Origin of the sequence: Mesorhizobium japonicum MAFF 303099 (assembly GCF_000009625.1) — a bacterium.
Classification (GTDB): domain Bacteria; phylum Pseudomonadota; class Alphaproteobacteria; order Rhizobiales; family Rhizobiaceae; genus Mesorhizobium; species Mesorhizobium japonicum.
Map to the genome: position 1 here is coordinate 5,122,756 of NC_002678.2, position 24,927 is coordinate 5,147,682.

At 60.3% G+C, this 24,927-nt stretch carries 11 protein-coding genes and 4 pseudogenes; 12 read left to right on the forward strand and 3 right to left on the reverse strand.

The features are described from left to right. Positions 1-65: 65 nt before the first annotated feature. Positions 66-1,895 (forward strand): phospholipase D-like domain-containing protein, encoded by a 1,830-nt coding sequence (locus tag MAFF_RS25760; protein WP_010913946.1) that lies wholly within the window; start codon positions 66-68, stop codon positions 1,893-1,895. Positions 1,896-2,290: 395 nt separating this feature from the next. Here MAFF_RS25760 and MAFF_RS38265 read toward each other — a convergent pair. Beyond that, positions 2,291-2,645: pseudogene (locus MAFF_RS38265) on the reverse strand (IS6 family transposase); the annotation flags it as partial. 409 nt (positions 2,646-3,054) lie between these two features. On the opposite strand from MAFF_RS38265, the gene MAFF_RS25770 reads away from it, so the two are divergent. Then, complete coding sequence (locus MAFF_RS25770; protein ID WP_157866200.1) at positions 3,055-8,265, forward strand: Ulp1 family isopeptidase; 5,211 nt, start codon at positions 3,055-3,057, stop codon at positions 8,263-8,265. Between the two features lie 46 nt (positions 8,266-8,311). On the opposite strand, the pseudogene MAFF_RS39330 reads toward MAFF_RS25770, so the two are convergent. Both MAFF_RS39330 and MAFF_RS38270 read right to left on the reverse strand, forming a co-directional pair. Beyond that, positions 8,312-8,877 (reverse strand): annotated as a pseudogene (locus tag MAFF_RS39330) (ISKra4 family transposase); the annotation flags it as partial. Positions 8,878-8,883: 6 nt separating this feature from the next. Beyond that, a pseudogene (locus tag MAFF_RS38270) lies at positions 8,884-9,745 on the reverse strand (transposase); the annotation flags it as partial. 122 nt (positions 9,746-9,867) lie between these two features. Here MAFF_RS38270 and MAFF_RS40390 point away from each other — a divergent pair. The 10 genes and pseudogenes from MAFF_RS40390 to xopAD all read left to right on the forward strand — a co-directional run bounded on the left by MAFF_RS40390 (position 9,868) and on the right by xopAD (position 23,923). Continuing rightward, complete coding sequence (locus MAFF_RS40390) at positions 9,868-10,137, forward strand: DUF4158 domain-containing protein (protein ID WP_197535287.1); 270 nt, start codon at positions 9,868-9,870, stop codon at positions 10,135-10,137. A 99-nt stretch (positions 10,138-10,236) separates the two neighbouring features. Next, positions 10,237-10,767 carry a hypothetical protein gene (locus MAFF_RS40395; RefSeq protein ID WP_197535288.1) on the forward strand — a complete coding sequence of 177 codons (531 nt, stop codon included), beginning with the start codon at positions 10,237-10,239 and terminating at the stop codon, positions 10,765-10,767. Continuing rightward, entirely contained in the window at positions 10,658-12,718 is a 2,061-nt protein-coding gene (locus MAFF_RS25780; RefSeq protein WP_197535289.1) for a Tn3 family transposase, read from the forward strand. The genes MAFF_RS40395 and MAFF_RS25780 overlap by 110 nt, the downstream gene beginning before the upstream one ends. Then, positions 12,715-13,101 carry a hypothetical protein gene (locus MAFF_RS36895; protein ID WP_157866080.1) on the forward strand — a complete coding sequence of 129 codons (387 nt, stop codon included), beginning with the start codon at positions 12,715-12,717 and terminating at the stop codon, positions 13,099-13,101. The genes MAFF_RS25780 and MAFF_RS36895 overlap by 4 nt, the downstream gene beginning before the upstream one ends. Positions 13,102-13,170: 69 nt before the next feature. After that, a complete protein-coding gene (locus MAFF_RS36900) occupies positions 13,171-13,650 on the forward strand; it encodes a tetratricopeptide repeat protein (protein WP_010913956.1) in 480 nt (159 codons plus the stop codon). Between the two features lie 155 nt (positions 13,651-13,805). Next, positions 13,806-14,350, forward strand: a pseudogene (locus MAFF_RS25790) (recombinase family protein). Beyond that, on the forward strand, positions 14,347-15,273 hold the full coding sequence (locus tag MAFF_RS40870) for a hypothetical protein (RefSeq protein ID WP_010913958.1): 927 nt from the start codon (positions 14,347-14,349) through the stop codon (positions 15,271-15,273). Before MAFF_RS25790 ends, MAFF_RS40870 begins: the two are co-directional and overlap by 4 nt. A gap of 88 nt (positions 15,274-15,361) precedes the next feature. Then, positions 15,362-15,709 carry a hypothetical protein gene (locus MAFF_RS40875; RefSeq protein ID WP_010913959.1) on the forward strand — a complete coding sequence of 116 codons (348 nt, stop codon included), beginning with the start codon at positions 15,362-15,364 and terminating at the stop codon, positions 15,707-15,709. Between the two features lie 23 nt (positions 15,710-15,732). After that, positions 15,733-16,059, forward strand: coding sequence for a Ulp1 family isopeptidase (locus MAFF_RS40880; protein WP_052292101.1), 327 nt, complete (start codon positions 15,733-15,735; stop codon positions 16,057-16,059). Positions 16,060-16,801: 742 nt separating this feature from the next. After that, entirely contained in the window at positions 16,802-23,923 is a 7,122-nt protein-coding gene (gene xopAD, locus MAFF_RS25805) for a XopAD/skwp family type III secretion system effector (RefSeq protein WP_010913960.1), read from the forward strand. The last annotated feature ends 1,004 nt before the right edge of the window (positions 23,924-24,927 follow it).

The window sequence follows — 24,927 nt, forward strand, 5'->3', positions numbered from 1 at the left end:
CTGGCGCCTACGCGCGCTCGTGATTTCGTGCCTCCCTGCCTGTCCGGTTCAATGAGGAACGTTCCATGAAAGCTCTGGCATTCTCCAATAACGACATTGCCCTCGTCGCGTGGACCTATGATCGCCATCTCGACGGCTGCCTAGGGTTTGCGATATTCCGGCAGGACCTGACTGCTGGTACGGAACAAGCGCTACCGGCGATGGCACGCTTCGCCGGGTTCGAGGATCAGAAGGACGCGACAACCGAAGACGCCCCGATCCAGAAATTCTGGTGGAAAGACCTCTATGTCCGGCGAGGTTCTCAGGTGCGCTATCGAATAGTGCCGATGGGTGGAACACCTGGCCAATTGCAGCCGCTAAAAGACGCCGAACCGCTTTTGTCCAATTCGGTGGCCGTCACCGCGGATAGGGGCATTTTCGAAGCCTATTTCAACCGCGGGATTGTGGCGACGCAGGCCGTGACACGGGCCCTTGGTGACAAAGCGAACGGAAACCTTTTGCTCAAGCGCGTCGCCGATCCCCACGACTCGGTCAGAATCGCGCTCGAGGGAGAGTTGTTCAAGGGAGTCACGTCTCTGCTAGACCAGGCTGACCGGACGGCTGGCGCCGAAATCTTCAGCGCACTTTATGAACTCAACGATCCGCGGGGCCTCGAAGTTCGCCTCCAGGCCCATGACCATGGCGATCCTAAGATTCGAAATGTCGTGCTTGGAAACGAGCGTGGCAAAAAGAATGGCGTAGAGGTCGACGATGCGGATTCCGACAATCGTCACAACCTCCATGCCGCCGGCGTGAATGTGACGGACCGCATTTTGCCCGATGGCAGCATTCCTCACAACAAGTTCATGGTGTTGGAGGAAAACGGCAAACCAACGAAGGTGCTGACTGGCTCCACCAATTGGACGAGCACCGGGCTTGCCACGCAGACCAACAATACATTGATCATCAAATCGCCACTGGTCGCTGCCCGCTACAAAGAGTATTGGACCTCGGTTAAGCATTTCAGTGAACTGGGTGCTGATGCCCCAAAGAAGCTGCAGGATCCGGCGTTTCGGCAAGCCAACCGCGAGGCCAATGCCAAGGCGATCGCCAACCCCATGACTCTTGAAGACGGCAGCGCTCACATAGAGGTGCTGTTTTCTCCCAACACCGAGGATTTGCTGCAAACTCCTCCTAAAGAAATTCCCAATGACATGGCTCGGCTCTACGAGCTGGTCGGCGCGGCGAAACATGCCGTGCTCTTCTTGGCGTTCGATCCGGGGAACAACTCCATCCTCGATGCTGCCGGCAACGCGCTTCGGAACAACCCAAACCTGTTCGTGCGAGGCGCCCTGACAAGCACGGTGCGGGCCGCAAACTTCGCTGAGGCCTTGCATGCAGGCTCAGGTGACGAACAGCCTGGAAAAGCCGGTTTCAACGTCGGGGTGATTGGCGAGGACGGCGGCGTAAAGAAAGCCAAGGGCAAGGTGGGAGCTGCGCCTGATTACCGCGCGATCCCTGCTGATGCGATCGATGATGCCTTCGGCCGGTGGGAGAAGGAAATCTATAAGGTTGGGTTCGCCATCATTCACAACAAAGTCGTGGTCATTGACCCATTTAGCGACGAGTGCGTGGTTATCACCGGTTCGCACAATCTGGGCTATCGCGCCTCCCATAACAACGACGAGAACATGGTGATCGTGCATGGTCATCGTCCCTTGGCCGAGGCCTATGCCTGCCATGTGCTCGACCTCTACGACCACTATGCCTACCGCTATTGGCTGAAGAAATACCCGGACACGTTCGGCAAGCCCCTCAGCGAGAAAGACGACTGGCAGGAGCGCTACATCAAGGATTCTGAAGAAAAGTCGCCTGAGTTGAGGTTCTGGCTGGCCGCAACGGCGAGTGCCGGCTAGGCCGGACTTGCGCTCGAATTTTGTCGACCACGGTGCCCTCTTTCGAAGCCAGGCCTGCGTGACGGACGCACACACCCGCCATCCGCATTCTCGCCTTTGGGCCGATTGCACGACGGCGCCGCAGACGCTGTCCGCTCGATACAAAGAATCTACCGCCTTTTGGTCGACCCGTGATGAGCCTCAGCGTACGGCGTGGTCGTTTTCATCGGGTGCGATGGGGAGCCGGCTGATCCGGCGATCGTTCACGCCTTTTATGCCGATGTTCCAACCTCAGCCGATGCCGTTTGGGGGCAATGGCGAAGGTTGATGACGCGATCTGGAGACAACTGCCGCGGCGCATTGACGAGGTCGCGTTGTTCTCGGACGGTATCGAGAACCTGGTGTTGCACCAGGCTTGCCGCCTTGACATTGCGACGGCTTTGCACCGACACGTCGAGAACAAACCCGTCCTGATCAACGGCGCGCCAAAGCCAGTGTTTCTTTCCACCGATGGTGATGGCAACTTCATCGAGATGCCATGTGTCGCCGAGCTTGCCGGCCGATCACTTCCGGATATCATTTGGCAAAGTGTCTGCCAAATTTTTCAGCCCAAAGTCGCACGGTCTGGCGAGAGACGATGACGCCACGAGCTGCCGGCATATCCTCGACCATCCGCAGGCTGAGCGGAAACCGGAAATAGAGCCAAACGGCACGGGCAATCACCTGCGCCGGAAATCGGTGGCGACGATAATCACGGGAAAATCTGGTCATGCCGCCAGATCCCACATTTTGATCGATGCCCGGTTAACGTTACGGTGCCCGTCAGCTTGTCGTAAGCCAACCCGCCTAGCATGGGTCATCCAGATGACACTGAAGGTTAAGCGCCCGTCTCGCGTATCCCGTCCCTTGGCGATCAGAAACTCCACTACAGGTGAACGGCTATGGGAATTTGCATCTCCAAATCCTCCGGATCGACTCGACATGCCACATATGACACGGAAGAGTCGCAAGGCAGACAGGCGCCCTCCCGGAGCCGGCACCCTTGACGGAAGCAGAGGAGGGATTCTCCGCAGAATCTCGACTCGATGAGCCGCTGCGCGGATTGGCGCAGGACTTTGACGATACAGTTTGATGCGAGGCTAGTGTGGACCAGCGAAAAATTACATCCCGTGTAACAGCTTTGCCGCAGGTGCAGGACGCCGGCTTGGAAGAGGGGCAAGCGGTCCAGGCCCGGCAAGTGGGCTTTGAGCAGCACCTTGCCGAGGCCCGGAGGCTGTTCGATCAAGCTGACGAGTCGCCAACCAATCCAGAGGAGCTTCTGCGACTGGAACAGGGGTTCCGCGAAGTGCTTCAGCGACGGCAGGATGATCAAGTGGCCGAGGCGCTCCGGCCGCTGTTCGATGATCGAGCTGACGAGCCGCCAGCCAATCCAGAGGAGCTTCTGCGACTGGAACAGGGGTTCCGCGAAGTGCTTCAGCGACGGCAGGATGATCAAGCCGTCTCGTCTTTTTTCAGCGACCCAGGGATGCCCGCTGGACCGGGTGACCACAACAGCATCGTGACGGACGCTTTCGCAGCGGCCGGCTCTGGGCACGCCGGAGTTGAGGCCGCCGCCCCGCCAGTCTTGGCTGCCAGCCAACAGCAGATCCGGCCCTCGCCGGATGCGCTTGACCAGGGCAACCACCTGCCACCCCAGGGGGGCATCATCAACAATGAACATTCGACGGCGCCGTTGCGGCCAGCGAAGAGGCAGAGGGCCGTGGATAGGCCGCAAGCCGTCGCCATTCAGCAGCAGCTGAGCGAAATCGGCAATTCAGGCGGCCGCGTGCCGATACAGCCCCCCACGCAGCAGTTGGGTGAATTGCCATTGCAAGGGGTACCGGTTCAAGGGACAGGGTCCGAACACATCGGAAGGCTGCATGCGGGGGCCGCGCCCTCAGCAAGGTCCGAGGCGCCCCCGGCTGCGATCGAGGACTCCATAAACGTTTCGTTCGCCGTCCCCAAAGACTTTTCCCATGGGACTCAACGCGTCCCAGACGCGATGCTCCCTTTCTTGGACCGCCCTGGCCCCTTGCCGGATGCTGGCCAAGCGCGGCAAGCGGGCTTTGAGCAGCACGTGGCCGAGCCGCGCCGAGCCGACCCGGTTGCGAGTGGCGCCCGTGCTTCCCGCTATCACCATCTGTCCGACGAACACCGGGACCTTATTGATAGAGCGATCGCCCACTCCCAGGAAAAATATAGCGAGACCACGGCCCGAAAATACACGTTTGCACTTAGCCGGTTGGCGAATGATCTCAGCGCTCGTGGCCAAGCAATCGATCTAAGAAATCACAAATCCCTGGTCGATCACGTCGGTGCTTTCTTTCCGAAAGACGTTGATATGAAGAGCGCTTTGAAGGCCCTGCGTGCGTATCATGAGCCGGGCTATTCAGCGACTGCTGGCGGCCCTGCTGCCAGCTATCCCCATCTGTCCGCCGAACACCGGGACGTTATTGACAAGGCGATCGACCGCGCTGCGGCTCAGCAAAACCAGAGCGCGGACACGCTGCGAATATACTCGAATGCGCTTCGCCGATTGGCGAATGATCTCGGCGCTCGTGGCCAAGCGACTGATCTAAAAAATCACCAATCCCTGGTCGATCACCTCGATACTTTCTTTCCGAATGACCAGAACATTAAAACGGCGTTGAACGTCCTACGTGCGTATCATGATCCGGGCAATGCAGCGACTGGCTGGTGGCCAGCGGCGGTGCCGTCAAAGGCAGATGCGCGTATCCTGGAAAAATTAAGCAGTGACAGCGGGTTGGCCTTAAGCACCCGTGTCGTCTATGGTCGTCTTCTTCGCAGATTTTCTGAGGAGCTCGAGAGTCGGGGCCAGACGATCTCTGGGCTGGATCACAATTCGCGGACCGAACTCGCCGAGGCGTTGTTTCCAGGCAACAAGAAACTCCGCTTCGCGCTGCAGCGGGTTCACAATGCGGAGGTTCCCGAGGCCTTGCGGCCGCTGTTCGATAATCGAGCTGACAAGCCGCCAACCAATCCAGAGGAGCTTCTGCGACTGGAACAGGGGTTCCGCGAAGTGCTTCAGCAGCGGCAGGGTGATCAAGCCGCCTCGTCTTTGTTCGGCAACCCAGGGATGCCCGCTGGACCGGAGGATCCTAACAGAAGCGTGTCGGACGCTTTCGCAAGCTCTGGGCACGCCGGAGTTGAGGCCGCCGCCCCGCCAGTCTTGGCTGCCAGCCAACAGCAGATCCGGCCCTGGCCGGATGCGTTTGACCAAGGCAACCACCTGCCACCCGAGCGGGTGATCATCAACAATGAACATGACACAGCGCTGTTGCGGCCAGCGGAGAGGCAGAGGGCCCTGAATACGCCGCAAGCCGCCGCCATTCAGCAGCCGCTGAGCGAAATCGGCAATTCAGGCGGCCGCGTGCCGATGCAGCCCCCCACGCAGCAGTTGGGTGAATTGCCATTGGAAGGGGTACCGGTTCAACGGACAGGGTCCGAACACATCGGAAGGCTGCATGCGGAGGCCGCGCCCTCCGCAAGGGCTGAGGCACCCCCCGCTGCCATCGAGAACTCCATAAACGTCTCATTCGCCGTCCCCAAAGGCTTCTCCCATGGGACTCAACGCGTCCCAGACGCGATGCTCTCTTTCTTGGACCGCCCTGGCCCCTTGCCGGATGCTGGCCAAGCGCGGCAAGCGGGTTTTGAGCAGCACGTGGCCGAGCCGCGCCGAGCCGAACCTGTCGCGAGTGGCGCCCGTGCCACCGGCTATCGCCATTTGTCCGACGAACACCGCGACCTTATCGATAAGGCGATCGCCCACGCTGCGGCTCAGCAAAAATATAGCGAGAGCACGGTCCTAAAATACAGGTATGCACTTCGCCGATTGGCAAATGATCTCGGCGCTCGTGGCCAAGCGACTGATCTAAAAAATCACCAATCCCTGGTCGATCACCTCGATGCTTTCTTTCCGAAAAACGATGATATGAAGAGGGCGTTGAACGTCCTGCGTGCCTATCATGAGCCGGGCTATTCAGCGACTGTTGGTGCCCCGGCTAACCGCTATCCCCACTTGTCCGACGAACACCGGGACGTGATTGATAAGGCGATCGCCCATGCTGAGGCTCAGCAACACCATAGCGCGCCGACGCTCCGAATATACTCGAATGCGCTTCGCCGATTGGCGAATGATCTCGGTGCTCGTGGCCAAGCGACTGATCTAAAAAATCACCAATCCCTGGTCGATCACCTCAATACCTTCTTTCCGAAAGACACTGACATAAGGGATATAAGGCCGGCGTTGAACGTCCTGCGTGCGTATCATGAGCCGGGCTATTCAGCGACTGGCCGGTGGCCAGTGACGGTGCCTTCAAAGGCAGATGCGCATGTCTTGGAACAAGTGACCAGTGACAGCAGCTTGGCCCCAAGCACCCGTGTTGTCTATGGTCATAGTCTTCGCAGATTTTCTGAGGCGCTTGACAGGCGGGGCCGGACGATCTCTGGGCTGGATCATGATTCGCGGATCGAATTCGCCGAGGTGTTATTTCCAGGCAACGATTATCTCCGCTGGGCGCTTGAACGGGTTCGCGATGCGAAGCCTGCGTCAGACAGGATCGTGGCGGACGCTTTGGCAGCGGCCGGCTCTGGGCACGCCGGAGTTGAGGCCGCCGCCCCGCCAGTCTTGGCTGCCAGCCAACAGCAGATCCGGCCCTGGCCGGATGCGCTTGACCAGGGCAACCTCCTGCCACCCGAGCGGTTCATCATCAACAATGAACATTCGACGGCGCCGTTGCGGCCGGCGGAGAGGCAGAGGGCCCTGAATACGCCGCAAGCCGCCGCCATTCAGCAGCAGCCGAGCGAAATCGGCAATTCAGGCGGCCGCATGCCGATGCAGCCCCCCATGTGGCAATTGGGTGAATTGCCATTGCAAGGGGTACCGGTTCAAGGGACAGGGTCCGAACACATCGGAAGGCTGCATGCGGGGGCCGCGCCCTCAGCAAGGTCCGAGGCGCCCCCGGCTGCGATCGAGGACTCCATAAATGTTTCGTTCGCCGTGCCCAAAGGCTTCTCCCATGTGACTCAACGCGTCCCAGAGGCGATGCTCTCTTCCTTGTACCATTATGGCCTCTTGCCGGACGCGGACAAGCCGGAATGGAACTACGAGATTAAAGGCCACGGCTACACCGCCCGGAGGCCAGAGGAGGGCAACGACGTTTGGCTCCTCCATCGCGGAGCGATAAGGGAAGCTGGAGCGGCAGCAGTACCGGCAAGGGCTCCGGGACCCGCCTTGCCAGCGACCGCCAGGCTCTCAGACACCCATCTCGGGGTTCCGTTGGTCGATCTGACCACCTCCTCCGATGCACACATCGAAGCCCTTCCGTCAGGCTCGTCCAATCTCCCCCGGGGGGCGGTGCTCGGGGCCACCCAACTGCTGGGCGACGAACATATCCAGAGGGATTACGAATTCCTCGAGCAGCAGCTGCAGCAGGCCGATCCAGCGCTCGCCGCCCGGACGCGGCTGGTCGATCCGTCGGTCTCCCATCTGCTGCGCCACATGGAGCAGCAAGACGCGCGAGGCACATTGCAGTCGATTTATAATCGAAACGCCGGCCCATCCGACTTCCTGTTCGTGCCAGTGAACGATGGGGTGGGTATTGACCGCGGCACCCATTGGTCGCTGCTCCTCGTAGATCGCCGCGATCCGGAAAGAGCGGTCGCCTATCACTACGACTCCATCCAGCAAAATGAACAGCGATACAACGACGCGCCTGCACGAAAGCTCGCTACAAGACTGGACGCGACCCTGGTAACACCCGACATGGCGCAGCAGAAAAACGCTGTTGACTGCGGCGTCTTCGTGGTGGACGGCACGCGCGAGCTGGTTCGTCGATTGGCGAACGAAGAGCGGCCAGACCAGCAGCTGCCGCTGCACCTCAACTACCTCGTCGCCGATCGGCAGGCGCTGCAAAACCGACTGAGAGAGGGGCGCTTGCCGCACGAGCTTGCCGCAAGCCCTGCCGAAGCTTTGGCAGCACCCGGGTCGCAGGTGCAACACGCCGCCTTGCAAGAGCAGCAAGCCAGACAGGTCGCGCCAGCGCCGTTGGAACGGCACTTGGGCAAGACGCGCGAGGCCGAGGACAAGCTGACGAGTACACTGGACAGGAGCAACCGCGTGAACAGCGGGGGCGTCGTCATCAACACTGAACGTTACACAGCGCCGTTGAGACCGGCGAAAAGGCAGAGGACTGACAATTCGCAAAGCCTCGCCATCGGGCGGCAGCCGAGCGAAGCAAACACAACGTCCATCGGCCAAGCCTCCGATCAAGCCCGAGCGGACCTAATGGCTTCCTCCAGAAGCAGAGAGCGCTCCGACGCGGGACGTTGAGCTCGATGGCTGGGATGAACCAGAACAGCTCTTTGCCGACGGAGAGGCTGATGCGATCTCCGGCCCGGTAGCTCTCGCCGTAATTGATCAGGCTGGCACTGTTGGAAGGCGATGTAGGCCTGGAACTCGCCGATTGGGGGTCAGGAACTTGCGCATGTTCGGCTAGCCTGTGTCGAGACTTTCCGCGTCGAGCTGCAGCTCGGCGATTTCGTCACAGATGCCATTTGATCCTGCGCAAGGTTGCAAGCAGGTCCTGTCCGGTCTGCTCGTCGTGGTTGTCGAGCCCTTGCACGAACTGGCGAAAAACCGTGATGCGCATGGTGATATGGAACCAGTCGAGGACATGCTCGCGCCGGTGCGATCATTTCCGCGAGCGAGCGGACTTCTTCCCCCCGTCGGTGATTAAGGTAATATCCTGATTGGCCCGGACGCCCTGCTTCTTGAGATGGTCGAGAATGCGCCGTTGCAGCTCGCGATCATAGCCGTGGACGAAACCGATGTAGCGCGGAGCGCCGTCTTCAGGCAGCGAGCGGCCTACGATCAGCTCGAATTTTCTTCCGGTCGTCACGGTGGCGGATGTACTCGGGAACCGGGCAGGTTCATCCAGTCGCGCGGGCTGCCGTACATTGCGCGCTTGAGGGTCTTGAGGCGGTTGATCTGACCTTCGGCCTGTCCGTTGCTCCAGGGCAGCTCGATGGCGTTGTTGTCGGAATGATGTCGGAGTCGATTGCATCGTCGATCTAGGGGGCCAGTGTTTCCGACCTCCTGCTCCGAAGGATACCGTTGAAGCGCATTGCCAAGGCGTCGCATCTCGGCGAATGCGTCAGATCCCTGCTTCAGGGCATCGACTTTCCTTGCTTGTCGAGGCGTCAGCAGGCCTCTTGGCTTTATGTACAGCGCCGCGGCAACAACTGGCGAAATCGCGTGGCCGGTATCCGGATCTCGAACGGGTCCCGAGCTGATCGCCATCGAAGGAACATCATCGGCGCGCACTCTTTCGGCCCGCCGCCAAGCTCCCAGCAGTCGCTCCAGATTGGAGAAGCTGCCGGTGTAGCCGCGCTGCTTGACATCATGAAAAAGATGCCGTCCGCAGCGGTTCCCTTACTTCCAGCATTGGGCAAGGAACGTTTCAAAGCACCATGGTGATGTGGGGTTCAATGCTGCTCGCCGCCTATCTGGTAGGATAGACCCTCCTGGCGTAAGGACTATGCGCGAGACGGGCACGCCGGCGATGTGTCGCAGCGTCGACAATAGCGTCCTCGGACAGGATGGGTCTTCCTGAAGCACGTCCACTAAGGCTCATCTGTTCCTCGATTGCCGTACGAAGATTCTGGACCAGATGAAACCAGTCGGCCACCTGGTGAGCCTGCGGTGCGCCTTCACGGACGGCCTGCGCATACAGGCGGCAGCGGTCTCGGCTGACGACCTCGACGGAGGGATGATTCCGCAGCCACCTGGCTGCGCTATCGACACTCCGATCATGGCCTAATCGGCCCCAAGCTGCGATTTTGGCCAAGTTGTGGAACGTTGCCGGAACAGATTGACCGGTATGGCGTCGGCGCTTGAGAATTCACTCTTGGAAGAGGGAGTGGATGTATGGGTTTGCGCGTTTCGCTCGAGGTGTTGACCGGGGCGTGGAGCCTCTCTTTTGCCGACATCGACTTTTTGAAGGTCAAGGCGGCCGGGTCGAGGCTTGGACTGGCGGTTCAACTGAAGTTCTTCGCCGCGAACGGATATTTCACCACCGCGGCGGCTGAGGCCCCCGATGACGCGGTTTCGTATCTGGCCGAGCAGCTTGGCGTCAGCAAGGCAGATCTCTGCCGGTATGATTTTTCGGGGCGTTCAGGGCGGCGCCATTGCGCCGAGATTTAGCGCCATCTTGGTTTCCGCCGGATGAAGCGGGCGGATCGAGCCGCACTTGCGAGCCGGATAGCGACGGAGCTTTGCCCTGGGGGAGCATCGGTCGCAGCGATGATGGAGGCTGTTTTTCTGTTGTGCCGGGATCGCAAGATTTTCGGTCCGTCGCGAAAGGAGATGGAGCGGATAGTGCGCTCCGAGCGGCAACGCTTTCTGGAATCCTTTCTTGGCGGTGTTGCGGATCGGCTTCGCCCGGAAACGGTCGCGCTGATGCAAACATCGCTGGCCGATCCAGATAGCCCGACCGGGTTCCATACAATCAAAGGAGATGCGGGTGCAGCCACGCTGGACAACATGCTTGCCCTGGCTGATCGGCTTGCCTTCATCAAGAAGCTGGATTTACCGCGGGATCTTCTATCCGCTGCCGGCAAGACCTGGATCGATCAGATCGTTCGGCGGGTCGGCGCCGAAAAAGCGTCGGAGATGCGCCGCCACGCCCCGAGGCGGCAACTGGGGCCTCCATACCGTTTTCCTGATGATGCGGGAAGCACAGATCATCGACGGCATGATCGACCTGCTGGTGGAGACCATCCACAAGATCGGGGTGCGTTCGAAGCGCAAGGTGGTGGGCGGCATCGCGCGTGACATCGAGAAGGTTTACGGCATGGAGCGGCTGCTGGTCGATATCGCGGGTGCCGCGATCGAGGCGCCGGGTGGCCGGGTCTGCGATGTGATCTTTCCGGTAGCGGGCAAGGAGAAGCTTGCGGCGATCGTCAAGGAGCATCGGGCGAAGGGCACGCTCGAACGGCGCATCTACCAGGTTATGCGTGGATCCTATGCCGGTCACTATCGAAGAATCCTGCCGAAGCTTCTTTCGGTTCTGGAGTTTCGTTCGAACAATGCCGTGCATCGGCCCGTGCTTGGGGCGTTGGACTGGATCAGGCGGGCCTTCGAAACCGGTTGCCGCGTGGTGCCGCGGAACGGGGTGCCGATCGAAGGCGTCATTCCGCCGAAATGCCGCGGCGCGATCATCGGCAAGGACGGACGCATCAACCGGATCAGCTATGAACTGTGCGTGCTCAGTCAGTTGCGCGACCGCATCCGGGCCAAGGAAATCTGGGTGGTCGGGGCGGACCACTATCGCAATCCGGACGACGATCTGCCCAAGGATTTCGAGAGCCGACGGGCGGCCTACTACAACGCGCTCAACCTGACGTCGGATGCGCGAGCTTTCACGCGCAAAATCCAGGCCGAGCTTGAGCGGGAATTGCGGCTGCTGAATGCCGAACTCCCCCGCAACGACAAGGCACGCATTCTCTGGCGCGGCGAGAACCGCATCTCGATCACGCCGTTCCAGCCGCTGCCGGAACCGCAAGGCCTACGATCGGTCAAGGCCGAGATCGGCCGGCGTTGGCCGATGACGGAACTGCTGGATGTGTTGAAGGAGACGGCGCTCGACACCGGCTTTCTGGACGCCTTTGAAACGTCGGCTTCTCGTGTGGCGCTTTCGCGCGGTGCGCTCGACCGGCGTCTGATCCTGTGTCTTTACGGGCTGGGCACGAATGCCGGCCTGAAGCGCGTGGCGGCCGGATGCCCGGATGTCAGCTACGAGGAACTGCTTCATGTTGGCCGGCGCTTCATCCATCGGGATGCGCTGGAGGCGGCCTGCGGACGTGTTGCCAATGCGACGCTGGCAATCCGCAACACCGCCATCTGGGGCGAAGCCGGCACGGCTTGTGCCTCGGATTCCAAGAAATTCGGCGCCTGGGACGGCAACCTTATGACCGAATGGCATGTCCGCTATGGCGGTCGCGGCGTGATGATCTACTGGCACGTCGAAAAGGGTTCAACCTGCGTCTTCTCGCAACTCAAGCGGTGCTCGTCCTCGGAAGTTGCTTCGATGATCAAGGGCGTGCTTCGGCATTGCACCGACATGGAGATCCAGCGGCAGTATGTCGACAGCCACGGCCAGAGCTCGATCGGCTTTGCCTTCTGCCATCTGCTCGGGTTTGAACTGGCGCCACGCCTTAAGGCGATCGCCCGGCAGACGCTGGCGCTGCCGCATCCAGGCCTGCGCGCTTGCCCAATCTGCTTCCCATTCTTTCCAGCGTCATCAACTGGGAGGAGATCGAGCAGAATGCACAGCGGGTTAGCCGATCCCGAAGCGATCCTGCGCCGCTTCGCCCGCGCCGAGGTGATGCACCCGACCTATAAGGCACTCGCCGAACTCGGCCGGGCGATCAAGACGATCTTCCTTTGCCGGTATTTGCGCCACGAGAAATTCCGCCGCGAAATCCACGAAGGCCTGAATGTGATCGAGAACTGGAACAGCGCCAACAGCTTCGTCTTCTTCGGCAAGGGTGGCGAGATCGCCTCGAACCGGCTCGATGAGCAGGAGATCTCGGTGCTGGCCCTGCATCTGCTGCAGGCGTCGCTTGTCTATGTGAACACGCGCATGATGCAGTCGGTGTTGAGCGAGCCGAAATGGTCGGCGCGGCTAACGCCGGAGGATTATCGCGGCCTGACGCCGCTGATACGGTCACGTCAATCCTTATGGCCGCTTCAACCTCGACCTGAACAGCAGGATCGATTTTGAGCAGAAACAAGCGGCGTGAAGCATCGAAGGGAATGGTAGAAATGCCTGTATCGAAGAAGCCCCGAAAGAAGGCAGTGGCGAAATCCAAGAAGCCGGAAAATGACAATGCTCTGCCTCCGATGCCGGACCGGCGCGGCATGGAGGGGTTCATGGCAGGTCTTTTCGGCGGAGGGCGTGGGAGCGACCCGACGGACGCTGCGCAAGACATCATGTATGAGGCTTGGGAAGCAACCAGTCGCAGCAAGCGTATTACGCTGGCCCGGAAAGCGCTTAAAGTCTCGCCGTTGTGCGCCGACGCCTATGTGCTGTTGGCCGAAGAAGAGGCGGGGTCTGTCGAGGAAGTGCTGGACTATTACCAGAAGGGCGTCGCGGCGGGTGAATAGGCGCTGGGCCCTGACGGGTTTGAGGGATATGCCGGTCGCTTCTGGGGTTTTCTCGAGACGCGCCCCTACATGCGGGCGCGGGCAGGTCTTGCCGCGGTACTCTGGCGGCTTGGTCAGCACCAGGAGGCCATCGACCATTATCAGTCAATGCTCAAGCTCAATCCGAATGACAATCAGGGCATCCGCTACGTGCTGGCCGGGCATTTGCTGGCGCGCGACGATATCAAGGCCCTGAGGAAGCTTCTCAAACAGCACGAAGACGATGGCGCTGCTGCATGGCTCTACACGCGGGCACTTCTTGCCTTTCGTGAAAACGATCCGGGCGCCGGCAAGCTTGCCGAGGAGGCCTGGCTCGCGCACAGCCATGTGCCTGGCGTCCTTTCCGGCAAGCAGCCTTTGGTTGCTTCCATCGACGGCTATATCACTTTGGGGGGGAGGATGAGGCAGCTGACTACGTCGACGAAAACGGCCAGGCCTGGCAGGCCACGCCCGGTGCAGTCGCGTGGCTGGCGGAGGTTACAGAAAGCTGAAACCACGACGACGGCGTAACTGACCACCGGAACCGATGGGCGTGTTCTAATTTGGGTATACCCGGCCTGAACACCCCCCATGAACACGTCGCAACCGGAAAGCCTGTATATTTTGGGCTCAATCTTCGTTAATGAACAGAGCATCGCGCCGGCACACCCAAAATGAACAGTTGCATGACCCGCATCGGATACGCCCGCACCTCCACCACTGACCAGAACCTCGCCGCGCAGATCGTCGCGCTCAAGGCCGCCGGCTGCGAGGTCATTCGCGAGGAGCAGAAGAGCGGCTCTACCCTGGAAGGCCGTCCGCAACTCAACACCATTCTCGACTTCATTCATGCTGGCGAGACGCTTGTCGTCACCCGGATTGACCGCCTGGCCAGATCGCTGCGCGACCTGCAGATGATCGTGGACAAGCTCAAGACGAAGGGCGCGCATCTCTCCGCGACAGAACAACCTGTCGATACGTCGACCGCCCCCGGTAAGGCCTTCTTTGACATGCTTGGTGTCTTTGCCGAGTTCGAGACCAATCTGCGGCGCGAGCGCCAGGCGGAGGGAATCGCTGCCGCCAAGAAGCGCGGCACATACAAGGGCCGGCCGCCGAAAATCGACCGCGACACGATCCAGCAAAGGCTTAGACAGGGTCAGGGCCCACACAAATCGCCCGCGATCTCGGCGTCTCACGCGGTACTGTCTATCAGGTGAGGAAGGGCAAATGACGAAGGGCAGGCTCATAACCCGTCTGACGCCAGCGACATGCGAAGAGATCCAGACCCGCATGCTCGAAGTCTGCCAGAAGATCGCTGAGGACCACGGCCTGGTCATCGAGGGCGCCGGATGGCGCGGCACGGATACCGGCTTCTTCTTCGAGCCCGTGTTCCGCGTCAGCATTCCCGCTTCCGACGGCACCGCATTCAATCTCGAAAAAGACAGGTTCGAGTTCTTGGCAGAGCACTTCGGATTGGCCCCTTCGGACTTCGGACGCGAGTTCCGCACCGGAAGCGAGCGATTCCGGATCACCGGCATCGATCCAAAGCGGCCACGCTACCCGATCTCCGCTGAGCGAATTCCCGACCGCAGAGGGTTCAAATTTGCCGCCGAAAACGTCGAGCAGATGCAAGCTCCCACCCCGTCGTTGTCCGCGCCGCAGCGCGGCGCACAGCCCAGCTCGTCGCAGGAGCTTCCCGCAACCCCAGCTACGCCGAGCTCGGGAGCTTGGGATGGGGACAGGCTTAGGGAGCAGACACAACAACCCGAGTCATCATCGTCAGCCGACGCTGCGGCGTCAAACATGTACGACCGCCTTGACCCAGTGCTTGATCCGAATGCGCTCACAGTGGCTAAGTTGAGCAGCGATGCGCAATCTGTGCTGGCGCCTGGCGTTGCTAGACCGCCTTCGTTCGTTGGGCCAGCAGGCCCCCCCGACCTACAGGACATCGGACCTATCGTCGGCAAGGGCTGGCGCCACGGCTCCCAACCGGCCTCGAAGATCCTGATCGAGGAACTGGGTAAGATCAATCTGCTGCCGAACCAGTTCGGCCCAGCCCAGTTCGCGATCAACAGAGAGCACTACTCCGCCACGTTGGGTCGGGAGGGCGCAGGGACGTTCGCCTCATCCATCATGCTCGCTCCGGGCAGATAAATGAAGCTGGTCCGTCACGTCAGCCGCGCGTCTGGAGGCCGGAGCACAGGTACCTGCCGGCTGGAGCACCGCGAGTGTTGGCTATCCGGTGCCATCCACCCCGAAGCTGCATGCTCATTATGCGCCCGCGCTTCCGAGCACATTCTCCGCTGATCAGATCGGGGCGTTGAAAGTCTCGTCCTCCGACCCGAGCGGGCGGACGCTCGGCGCCAGGGAATTCCTGGGCGATCAGCACATCCAAAGGGATTACGAGCTCCTGGGAGAGCAGTTGCAGGCGCGCGATCCAAATCTCGCTGCTCGGACGCGGCTTGTCGATCCCCTCATAGCCCATTATCATCTGCGCCTGGGCGAAGTGAGCGAGGCGCAGCGCGCATTTCGGCGCATCGTCCAAGATCCCAATCGTAATGACACCGCCACTTCCTGTTTCTGCCAGTGAGTGATGCTAGCCGTGCCGATCGTATGGCCCGCGGCACCCATTGGTCGCTGCTGCTCGTTGATCGCCGCAACCGGCAAAGCCCGGTTGCCTATCACTACGACTCCTACGAGGGAGGCAACGACCGCCAAGCTGCGATGCTCGCAACGCGGTTGGGCGCCAACCTGCAACAAGCGAGCATACGTCAGCAGGAGAACAAATTTGATTGTGGCGTTTTCGTCGTGGACGGCACCCGGGCCCTTATTGAACGATTGGTGAAGACGGACGGGCAACACATAGCAGATCTCAACGACCTCGTCCCCGATCGCCGGGATTTGCAAGGCCGACTCAGAAATTTTCCTGGCCGCGGTTGACGGCGACCAGAGCAGCTCTCGCGATCAGCGCTTGTCGCGGCGAGGCGGTCGCACGCAAGCAGGGCCAGCCATCTGGCTCGAAGCTCGACCCGCACGAACGCTTCATTCTTGGCCTGATTGAGGAGACGCCGGACATCACGCTTGCCGAGATCGCCGAGAGACTGGCACGGCGTGCGGGTTGTTCCTTCAACGGTGTGGATGTTCCTCGACAAGCGCGGCGTCACGTTCAAGACGTATGCCCGCCCGTCGGCAAGAGGTTTATTTCTGATGGCGGCTGGTCTGCATCAACGTATACGGCGTGTCGGCTGAGGGCCTGGGCCGGTAGCGCGACGCCGTTGCTGCGGAAGAATATTCTACACCGGCGCCCTTCCGAGCGAGAATAGCTTCGCCATCACGAGAAGTCCCGGCGGTACCGCCAGCGGCAAGTTCACGCGCCACTGGCGGGCAATCGCAGCAAAAGCCTTAGCATCTGTCGCCTCACTCTTCAAAGCCAAGCGGCACGGCTCTGCCAACCTTCGTCTTTTCATCGTCACGCATCATCAGCGTGGCTTCGCCGAAGCTTGTCCACAGCGATCTCGCTCACCGCCGCAGCTGGCCCGAGATAGGGGCAGCTCCCGGACGTCTGGCGGAATAGGTGAACGCAATGCGACTCCAGATAGACCCAGGTCAGAGTCACGTCAGGTGAAGGGGATATGTTCGATCCCAGAGCGCGCAGGTTGGGCAGATCCGCGCTTTGCGGGTTGTGGAGGGCGCCGTGTGCGCCACGCATTGTAATCGGCGCGCATTTCTCGCCTGGAGACGGATTATGACGGGAGTTGACCGGCGTTTGAATGCGCCTAGCGGATCAGGCACGCACCGGGCTGAATCGGATCATGGCGGTGGTCAAAAAGGCTCGACCTTCAGTTCTGTCGTTCAGGGCTTGCGCTCTGAAGATCGAGAGTTAGGGGCATCCTCAGCTGAAAGGCCACCTTCGGCCAGCGATGTCCGGCGCCGCACGTCCGGCGATCCCTCCGTCAATAGGTGTGACGGCCAGCCCGTTTTTCGCGACTTGCCGCATCTGGGAGCGACAAATCGGCAAGAAAGTTCGTCGCGTTCCGGTGCAGAAGTCCGCAATGCCGATCAGTCCAGGAGTTCACAACAAAGTGGTCCTTCCTCGCGCAGGCAGCCCGTGTCGGGCCTGGATCGCAGACCAAAAAGGCGGCGCCTGGACGATGTCGCCGCGCAGAGCGTGCAAAGTGCAATCTCAGAAGAACAATCTAACAACGCACTACACGCCATTTGTTTTGCCCGTGACATTGAGGGGTTCTCGCGTGCAGTGGTGGAGCATGACAGACGGCTGCAAGGGGCGGGCGACGAGGTCCATGCAGCCTTCCTGCAAAAGGCCGCCGCCCAGTTCAAAGCTCAATTTGTCACATGCTTCGAGGACAATATCCGCCGCGGGCAATCATGGGGCTACGCCACCGCATGCAATACGGTGAGTCGTGAGGCTGGAGGTCAGGAAGGTGTGGAAGCTTGCAAGGCGATGGCAGCTCGGGTGTCGCAGCTTCCTAGTGCGTTAATGTGCGAAGTAGACCCCAAAGCCTTTTCGCTCTTTTCGGCATCGTTTGGTCGGCATCCGCAGTCGAGAACATGCCGAAATGGAACGATCAGAATCGCCGAATTTTGCCGCGATGAGGGCAGGACACTTGGCGTACTGCAAAGTCAAAGTCTGTCGTTGCTGGTGAACGGTTTCAGCAAGTGGCCGCAGCGGTCGGAAACTCGTGACGGTACGGAAGCCGTCGCCAGTGAGGTCCGTCGTCGCGAGGACCGCCGTTTCGGGCTCTCTGATTTTAGGGAGCAGCACCTGGCTAATCTGGTGAACGGTTTCAGCAAGTGGCCGGAAAAGGAGTGGTCCCGCCAAGCCACCGGAACGATTGCCGGTGAAGTCCTTCGCCGCCGTAACCTCGGGCTCTCAACTTTTAATCACCAGGACTTGGCCAACCTAGTGAACGGTTTCGGAAAGTGTGCCCAAGAGGAGGTCTGTTGCCAAGCCACAGTTGCAATCGCGGGCGAGGTCCTGCGCCGCGACCGCCGTGCCCGGCTCTCCGAATTCACCCACCAGGAACTGGCGAACCTGGTGCAAGGTTTCAGCAAATGGCCGGAAGAGCAGGCGTCCCGCGAAGCCGCCAGTGCGATGGCCGGTGAGGTCCTTGGTCGTAACCGGCGTGCCGGCGTCGCTGATCTTAATCCCCAGCACATGGCGACCCTTGTGAACGGTTTCAGTAAGTGGCCGATAGAGGAGCGGTGTCGCCAAGTCACCGGAGCGATTGCCGATGAGGTAGGTCGCCGCGCCGCCCGCGGCAGGTTCGGGCTCTCTGATTTTAATCATCAGGACTTAGCGAACCTCGTGAACGGTTTTAGGAAATGGCCGGAAGGGGCGGTCTACCGCCAAGCCACAGCCAATATCGCCACAGAAGTCTCTCGCCGCGCCGGCGAGCAAGGGCTGTCTCATTTTACTCCGCAGGAGCTGGCTAACCTAGTGAACGGGTTCGGCAAATGCCCGGACGATGCCGACTATCATCACGCCACAGTCGCGATCGCCAGTGAGGTCATCCGCCGCCGCGCCCAACTCTCTGCTTTCAGTCATCAGCACTTGGCAAACTTGGTGAACGGTTTCAGTAAGTGGCCACAACAGGCGGACTGTCGCGATGCAACACTGGCGATCGCCAGCGAGGTCTTTCAACGCGACGACCAGTTCTCTCATCTTACTCAGCAGGCACTTGCGACATTGGCGAACGGTTTTAGCAAGTGGCCGGAAGAGGCGGCGTCTCGCCAGGCAACAGTCGCCATCGCCGGGGAGGTCACCCGCCGCGCCGGGCGCGGCGAGTTCGGGCTCTCTGATTTCAATGACCAGGACCTGGCGAACCTGGTGAACGGATTCGGCAAGTGGCCGGAAGCGGCGTCGACTCAGCAAGCCACAATCGCTATAGCCAGCGAGGTCCTTCGCCGAGGCACCCGACTCCGTGACTTTACTCACCAGCACCTAGCTAATCTGGTGAACGGTTTCAGCAAGTGGCCGGACGGGGCGGACTGTCGCGACGCCGCGATCGCCATCGCCGGTGAGGTCATTCGCCGCGGCGCCCGACTCTGTGAGTTTAGTCACCAGCACCTATCTAATCTGGTGAACGGTTTCAGCAAGTGGCCGGTCGGGGAGGACTGTCGCAGAGCCGCGATCGCAATCGCCGGGGAAGCCCGTCAGCGCCAGCTCTCCGATTTCGCTCCGCAGGGAGTGGCGACCTTGATGAACGGCTTCACCAAGTGGCCGGAAGAGTCGGCGTGCCAGCAGTCCACGATGGACATCGCGCGCAGATTGGGTGCTCGAGAGCTACGATTCGGTGTGTTCACGACAGCTCAGCTAAGTATTCTCGCCAATGCTTTGTCGCGAATGATCATGAAGGCAGAAGACACTGGGGATATTACGGACGCGGCTCTGCCGAAGGATCGCTTGCACAAGCTCGCTCATTACCTGCACTATGATGATGATCGCCTGGCGCAGGCTGACGTTCTAGACATCACAACCGTTTTCAAGGCACTTGGTAAGGCTCGGCTGTCTGATGATCTCGGTTTGCTCGCACCGACAGGCTTGAACCGCCTCTCGGAATTGCGTCAAGCCCCTGATTTTACGACCCACAACGATCTGGAAACCATGGCTAATCTGTGTGCATCTCTGCTGCCGCTGGCTCGCAGCCCACAGAGGCCGCTGCGCTCGCACCGCACGCAGGCCCTCAATCTGCTCAACGACCTCCAATCCGTGCTCGAGCAGAAGATCGAGGCGCATCTGAACGCAAGCGATGCCGAGCGGACCCGTGGACCGCTTGCCAGCCGCCGCCCCGCTTTATCGATCTATCAGACGCTTAAGGCCCGTGCGGTCCTGGAGAGACTATTCAGGTCACCGTATGTCGAGGGCAAGAGGTCCGACTTGCGGGTGAGGCAGCAAGCGCTGGAGCGCAAGACGAAGGAGATCCTGGACAGCACGCGCGGCCTCATTGAAAGCGACCTTTCCAGCATGAGCTGGAACCTGATCGCGCAGATCGAGGCGGAGAATCCAGTGGATGCGCTGGACTTTTTCATAGAGCAGGATGCGGCGACGATCCAGGGGCAACATCCAGCATCGGTCTTCGACGTGTATCAGGTCCTGCGAACCATGGATCACGAGCCAAGACCGCCGCAGGGTGACGCAGGACTGATGCAGTTGCCGGTAGTTGACATGCAGGGACGGCCGGTGGCCACCGAGCCGGAGAGACGGTATTCGATATTTCAGCGCCTGACTGCCGGGGCTTTGCCAGTCGTTGCGGTCCAGATGCCAGGAACGCCGAGCGCCTTCATGCTGGCGCGTACGGTGAACGTCAACGGTGTGCCATACCGCATGGACCTGTTCGGAGGCAGCAAGTTAAAGCCGCCGCGATTGACCGTGTCTCAGATTGCGGCCCGTGCTCCAGGCGAGCTAGCTAAGCTTTCCGGGGGAAAGCTGCTGGCGATTCCGTATGTCGATACCGCACCGGGCACCGCCTTCGAGCAGCTGTCTCGGACTTGGGCCCCTTTCAAGGAGGCCTATTATTATACCCAGCGCAGGGGTTTTGCGGCGCCACCGGCGATCAAGGGCCTGGGAGTTCACGACTACGCGCTGGAAGGCGCCTTCAAACTGTCGCTGCTGCCGGACCGTCCCGCCAACCAGGAGCATCCCTTCAAGCTGAGGGGGCCGGACGGTCCCATTGCATTGCGACCGCATGACGGCTGCGGTTTCATCAGGGCCTCGCTAGCCAACCTTATGCCAGCTGTATGTCGCGCCGGCGAGCAGGGTCCTGATCAGATGTCTGCCTTTGGTGAGGGAAGGAAATCATCCCTGCCAGTCTCGGCGCTGCAACACTATCCGCGCTGCGACCAAGTGGCGGATGAGGTCCGTGAAAAGGCCACGGCCTGGCTCGAGAGCCAACAAGAGCCAACGTTGACCACCGAAGAGCTGTTTAGAACGGTGACGGCCGGACACATCGATGGTCCCGGCGCGGTTGCCGTACCCTCCAACGATGAGTGTCTCCATGTGCCGACGCTGAAGAGCGAAACATTGACGGGGACGAGCGGCGTGCTGGTCGGGCGCTCGCCCTACGATAAGCCGAACCTGCGCCCGTTTGCCGCCGAGCGGGTCAAGTTGGCCGTCGACGGCGATCCGACCGCTGTATTTCTCGATAACTGCACGGCCATTCAATACAGCTTCAATGTCGCCCAGAAGTCGGGGAGGGAACTGGCCGCCGACGATCCGACTTTCTTTGCCAAAGGCATCCTGATCGTTGTACCGGATAAGATGTGGCCGGCCGCCTACGCCGACCGTGCGCTAATCATGTCTGCCGAGGACGTCAAATGCCATGCGAGCTGGACCACGAGCAAGGACCGCGTCAAGGTGGACACGACGGTCGACTGCCTCGGCATCCTGCAGGCGACCGAGGTGTTTGCCCCGGGCTCGTTGGTTGCCGTCCCAACTGGTGAACAGAAGAAACTTGACGGCGACTTCGACGGAGACAGCCTCGTCATCGTCGGCGACCGGCCACAGCTTTACGAGCATGTCAGGCAATTCGATCAAGAGGAGCAAGCTCGCGGATTGCGCTCGCTCAAGCCGCCAAAGTCGCACACGCCGGCGATTGAGGATGGTCGCTACAAGTTCGGGCGCGCCAGCCAGATCCTCGCCGCCACGCGCAATGTTCTGGAAATCTATACTTGTCTGCAGCGAGACTTTCTCGCTCAATCCCATGAAGCCCGACAGTGGTTTGCCGAGCGTGCCATCTTCGGCACGTACGAAGGCATTCACCAAGAGCTCAAGCGAGACATCCGAGGCGTGTTGGAGCAGGAACAGGTCAGTGCTCAGAACGTCCAGGAGACGCTTGAAAAGGCGCGGCACGACATCCAACTGGCAGACCATCCGGTCGCGCGCGAGATTGCTGAGTTGCTCCACGCTGAGCTCGAGACGTGGGCCGCGAGGCTGGATGAGCAAGCTCTGCCCGAACAACTCCTGCCCGAAACAGTCGTCAGCCTGAGCGAGGCACCACTCGCGATGAGCCAACCGCTTTGCGAGCTGTTCCCGGAGCTGGCGGAGATCTATTCGGCAACGGCTCAGCCACGCGACCGCGTCCAGCTTCTTGTCGACCGTTACCCTACGCGCATTGCCCCGCGACCGGATGGATACAATCCACACGACCTCGTGCGGAGTGCAAAGAATCTCCTGAGCCTCGGTATCAAAGTCGGAACTGACGCATATAAATCGGACACTGGGGCCCACATCTTTATGTTCAAGAGCAGGCAACTTCGGCGCCTGCTGCAACAAACACCAGGCTCGAAATCGGTGCCCTACACCAAGAGCATTGCGGCTACCCTCAACCAGGGTCGGTTTGATGTCGATGCCACATTGCAGGATCTTCAGGACAATCCGACGCTGGCGGCTTCAGTTATGCAAGCTTCGATCAAACTTGCTGCCGAGCGAGGCTTTCTGCCTCAACCCTCGGCTCGAGGGGCTTCTGCCGATGATTCAGCCACGACGATGACCTTGACTCCCGAGCTGGCCGTACAGCGAGCTCAAATGGAGGCTTGCCGCGCCCGAGCCGAAGAGAAGGACATCACCCCGATGGTAATCTCGGTTGCCGAAGCCCTCAGGAGAGCCGATATCAACGTGAAGATGCCCCATCTCGCTGAGCGTTTGAGATCGGAAAGCTCGATGACAGGCCAGCTCACCGGGATACAGGCCCCGTTTGAAGCCGGCGCCCAGCTGATCAACAACGCTGTACGCCACTGCTTCCAACTCCCTGATAGAGATTTTACCCGTGCCTTCAAGAAAGCCATTATAGCCTTCGACGAGAGCGGGTATTCTGAGGTCAGCACGACCAACTGGTTCAGGACGCGATCGCCGACCTTCGTCGGCATCAAGACCGTGCTCGCCACGCCGGGGGGCTACCGCTTCGAGGTGGAGTTCCACACTGCAGACAGCTACAAGACCAAGATTTACAATCACGACACCTACAAGGAGCTGCAGAAGCTGCAGGAGCTGCAGCGAGAGAGCCAAGATCCACTGGATCAGTCTATAGCCGAGCAACTCTTGGAGCGCGTGCGACAGGCCTGCAACAAGGTCATCATCCCTCACGAGGCCATAGAGATCCCCCACTGGGAAGCCCACGCCGATAGCACAGTTGGTGCCAGCCTACGTCGTCGGTTGCAAGTCGCCCCGCCGAGACGAACGGAGCGCTCCCCGATCGCAACAGAGATTCTTGGCGCGTTGGGCGCGCGATCGATCGTGCTCGTCGGCGTGAAAGGCGCAGGGAAATCCAGTTTGGGCCGTGCACTCGCCAAACGACTAGGAATGAGGTTCGTCGATTCCGATAGAAAAATCGAGGCGAAGACCGGCAAGTCCGTAGCTAAGATCGTCGCTGAGGATGGGGAGGCCTATTTCAGAGATCTTGAGGTGAATGAGATCAGGCAGTCACTCGAACTGGGGTCGGCGGTGCTCGCAACCGGCGGTGAAGCGTTCATGATCGAGGAGATCCGGCATTATGTCGGGGAGAAAGCCGTCTCGATCTGGCTCAATACCAGCGAGGACGTGATCAGGCGGAACCTGAGAGATAACATCAGAGGCCCAAAGGTGCAGACCGCCGACCAAGCCCAGACCATCACAGACCTGATGCATGTGCGGAATCCAATCTATACACTTGCCGATCTCACGATTGCCCCGCAGCATGAGCGGGATCTCAAGAACGCGAATGCTTGCCTGACCGCGCTGCACGCCTATGTTTGCGGTGGGGGCAGGGCGGTACCCAAGCTCGTGACCTCATCCGGGGTCGTACCATGACGGCCCCGTTCAACTCGGCCGCGTGCGGAAACGGGAAAGACGCTGATCCAGCAGACCCCTTGGTGATCTCCAGCGCCTCCGCTCACTGAAATCGGCACCGTGGAGCATATGATAGCTGAACGTCCCGGCAAAGATCAGAGGAACCTACCTCAGACACCCGCCCGAAATCGGCGAGCAGATTGTCTGTCAACCCATGGACATCGCGAAAGTCTTGACCAGCTGACTGGTCGGCATGAGCAGCAAACGCCACGTCCGGCCACAAAATCAACGGCGGCCGTCAGAAGGTCGCCGAGTGGATGTGGCACGAACTCGGCGTCATCGACCTGCGCGAATGACCGCTATCGCATTTGTCCCAAGCCCGACCACGGCCGAGATGAAGCCGCGCCACAGGGTTGATGCTAGACGGGCGCCGATCAGTGCCGCAATTCAGCCGGGCAAGCCTGGGCAACGTTTAGGTGCGGCGAGATAATGTCGGATGGGAGCCGTTTGGTTTCCAGCGCATCTTGCGGCCATCCAGTAGGCGAGCGTCTCTCAGCGAGATTATGTGGCGGAGCCGCCCTGGAGCGCGAGGTGTTCTGCGGAGAGGAGAATGGAACCGATACTGATCGGAAACTTTTGGCAACGAGTCTGCACCAATCCGAAATGCCGGCGCGACGCTCCCTTATTTGCCGCACCCGAGTTGGTGCGCGACGAGGCGGTGCGCGGACGGCATCATTCCCCAGCATCTATCATCCCGAGCGGTGATAATCGGCTGCAATTTCGTGGTCAAGAATCGAGGCCAGTGTCAGCAACTCGGCCGTCACCTCCTGATGGCCAAGAAGGGAGATGCTCTCGGCCGCCCACCCAACCGCCGCTATAGGCTTGGCCCTGTCGACCGCCGCAATATCCACAACGTTCTGGATGGGCGTGCAATACGCCGGTGCCTACTCGGTATCGTGCAGCTTTACAACAGGCCGAGTCGAGAACCTGACCAAAAACCGTGTCAGCTTGCTCTTGAGGCCGTT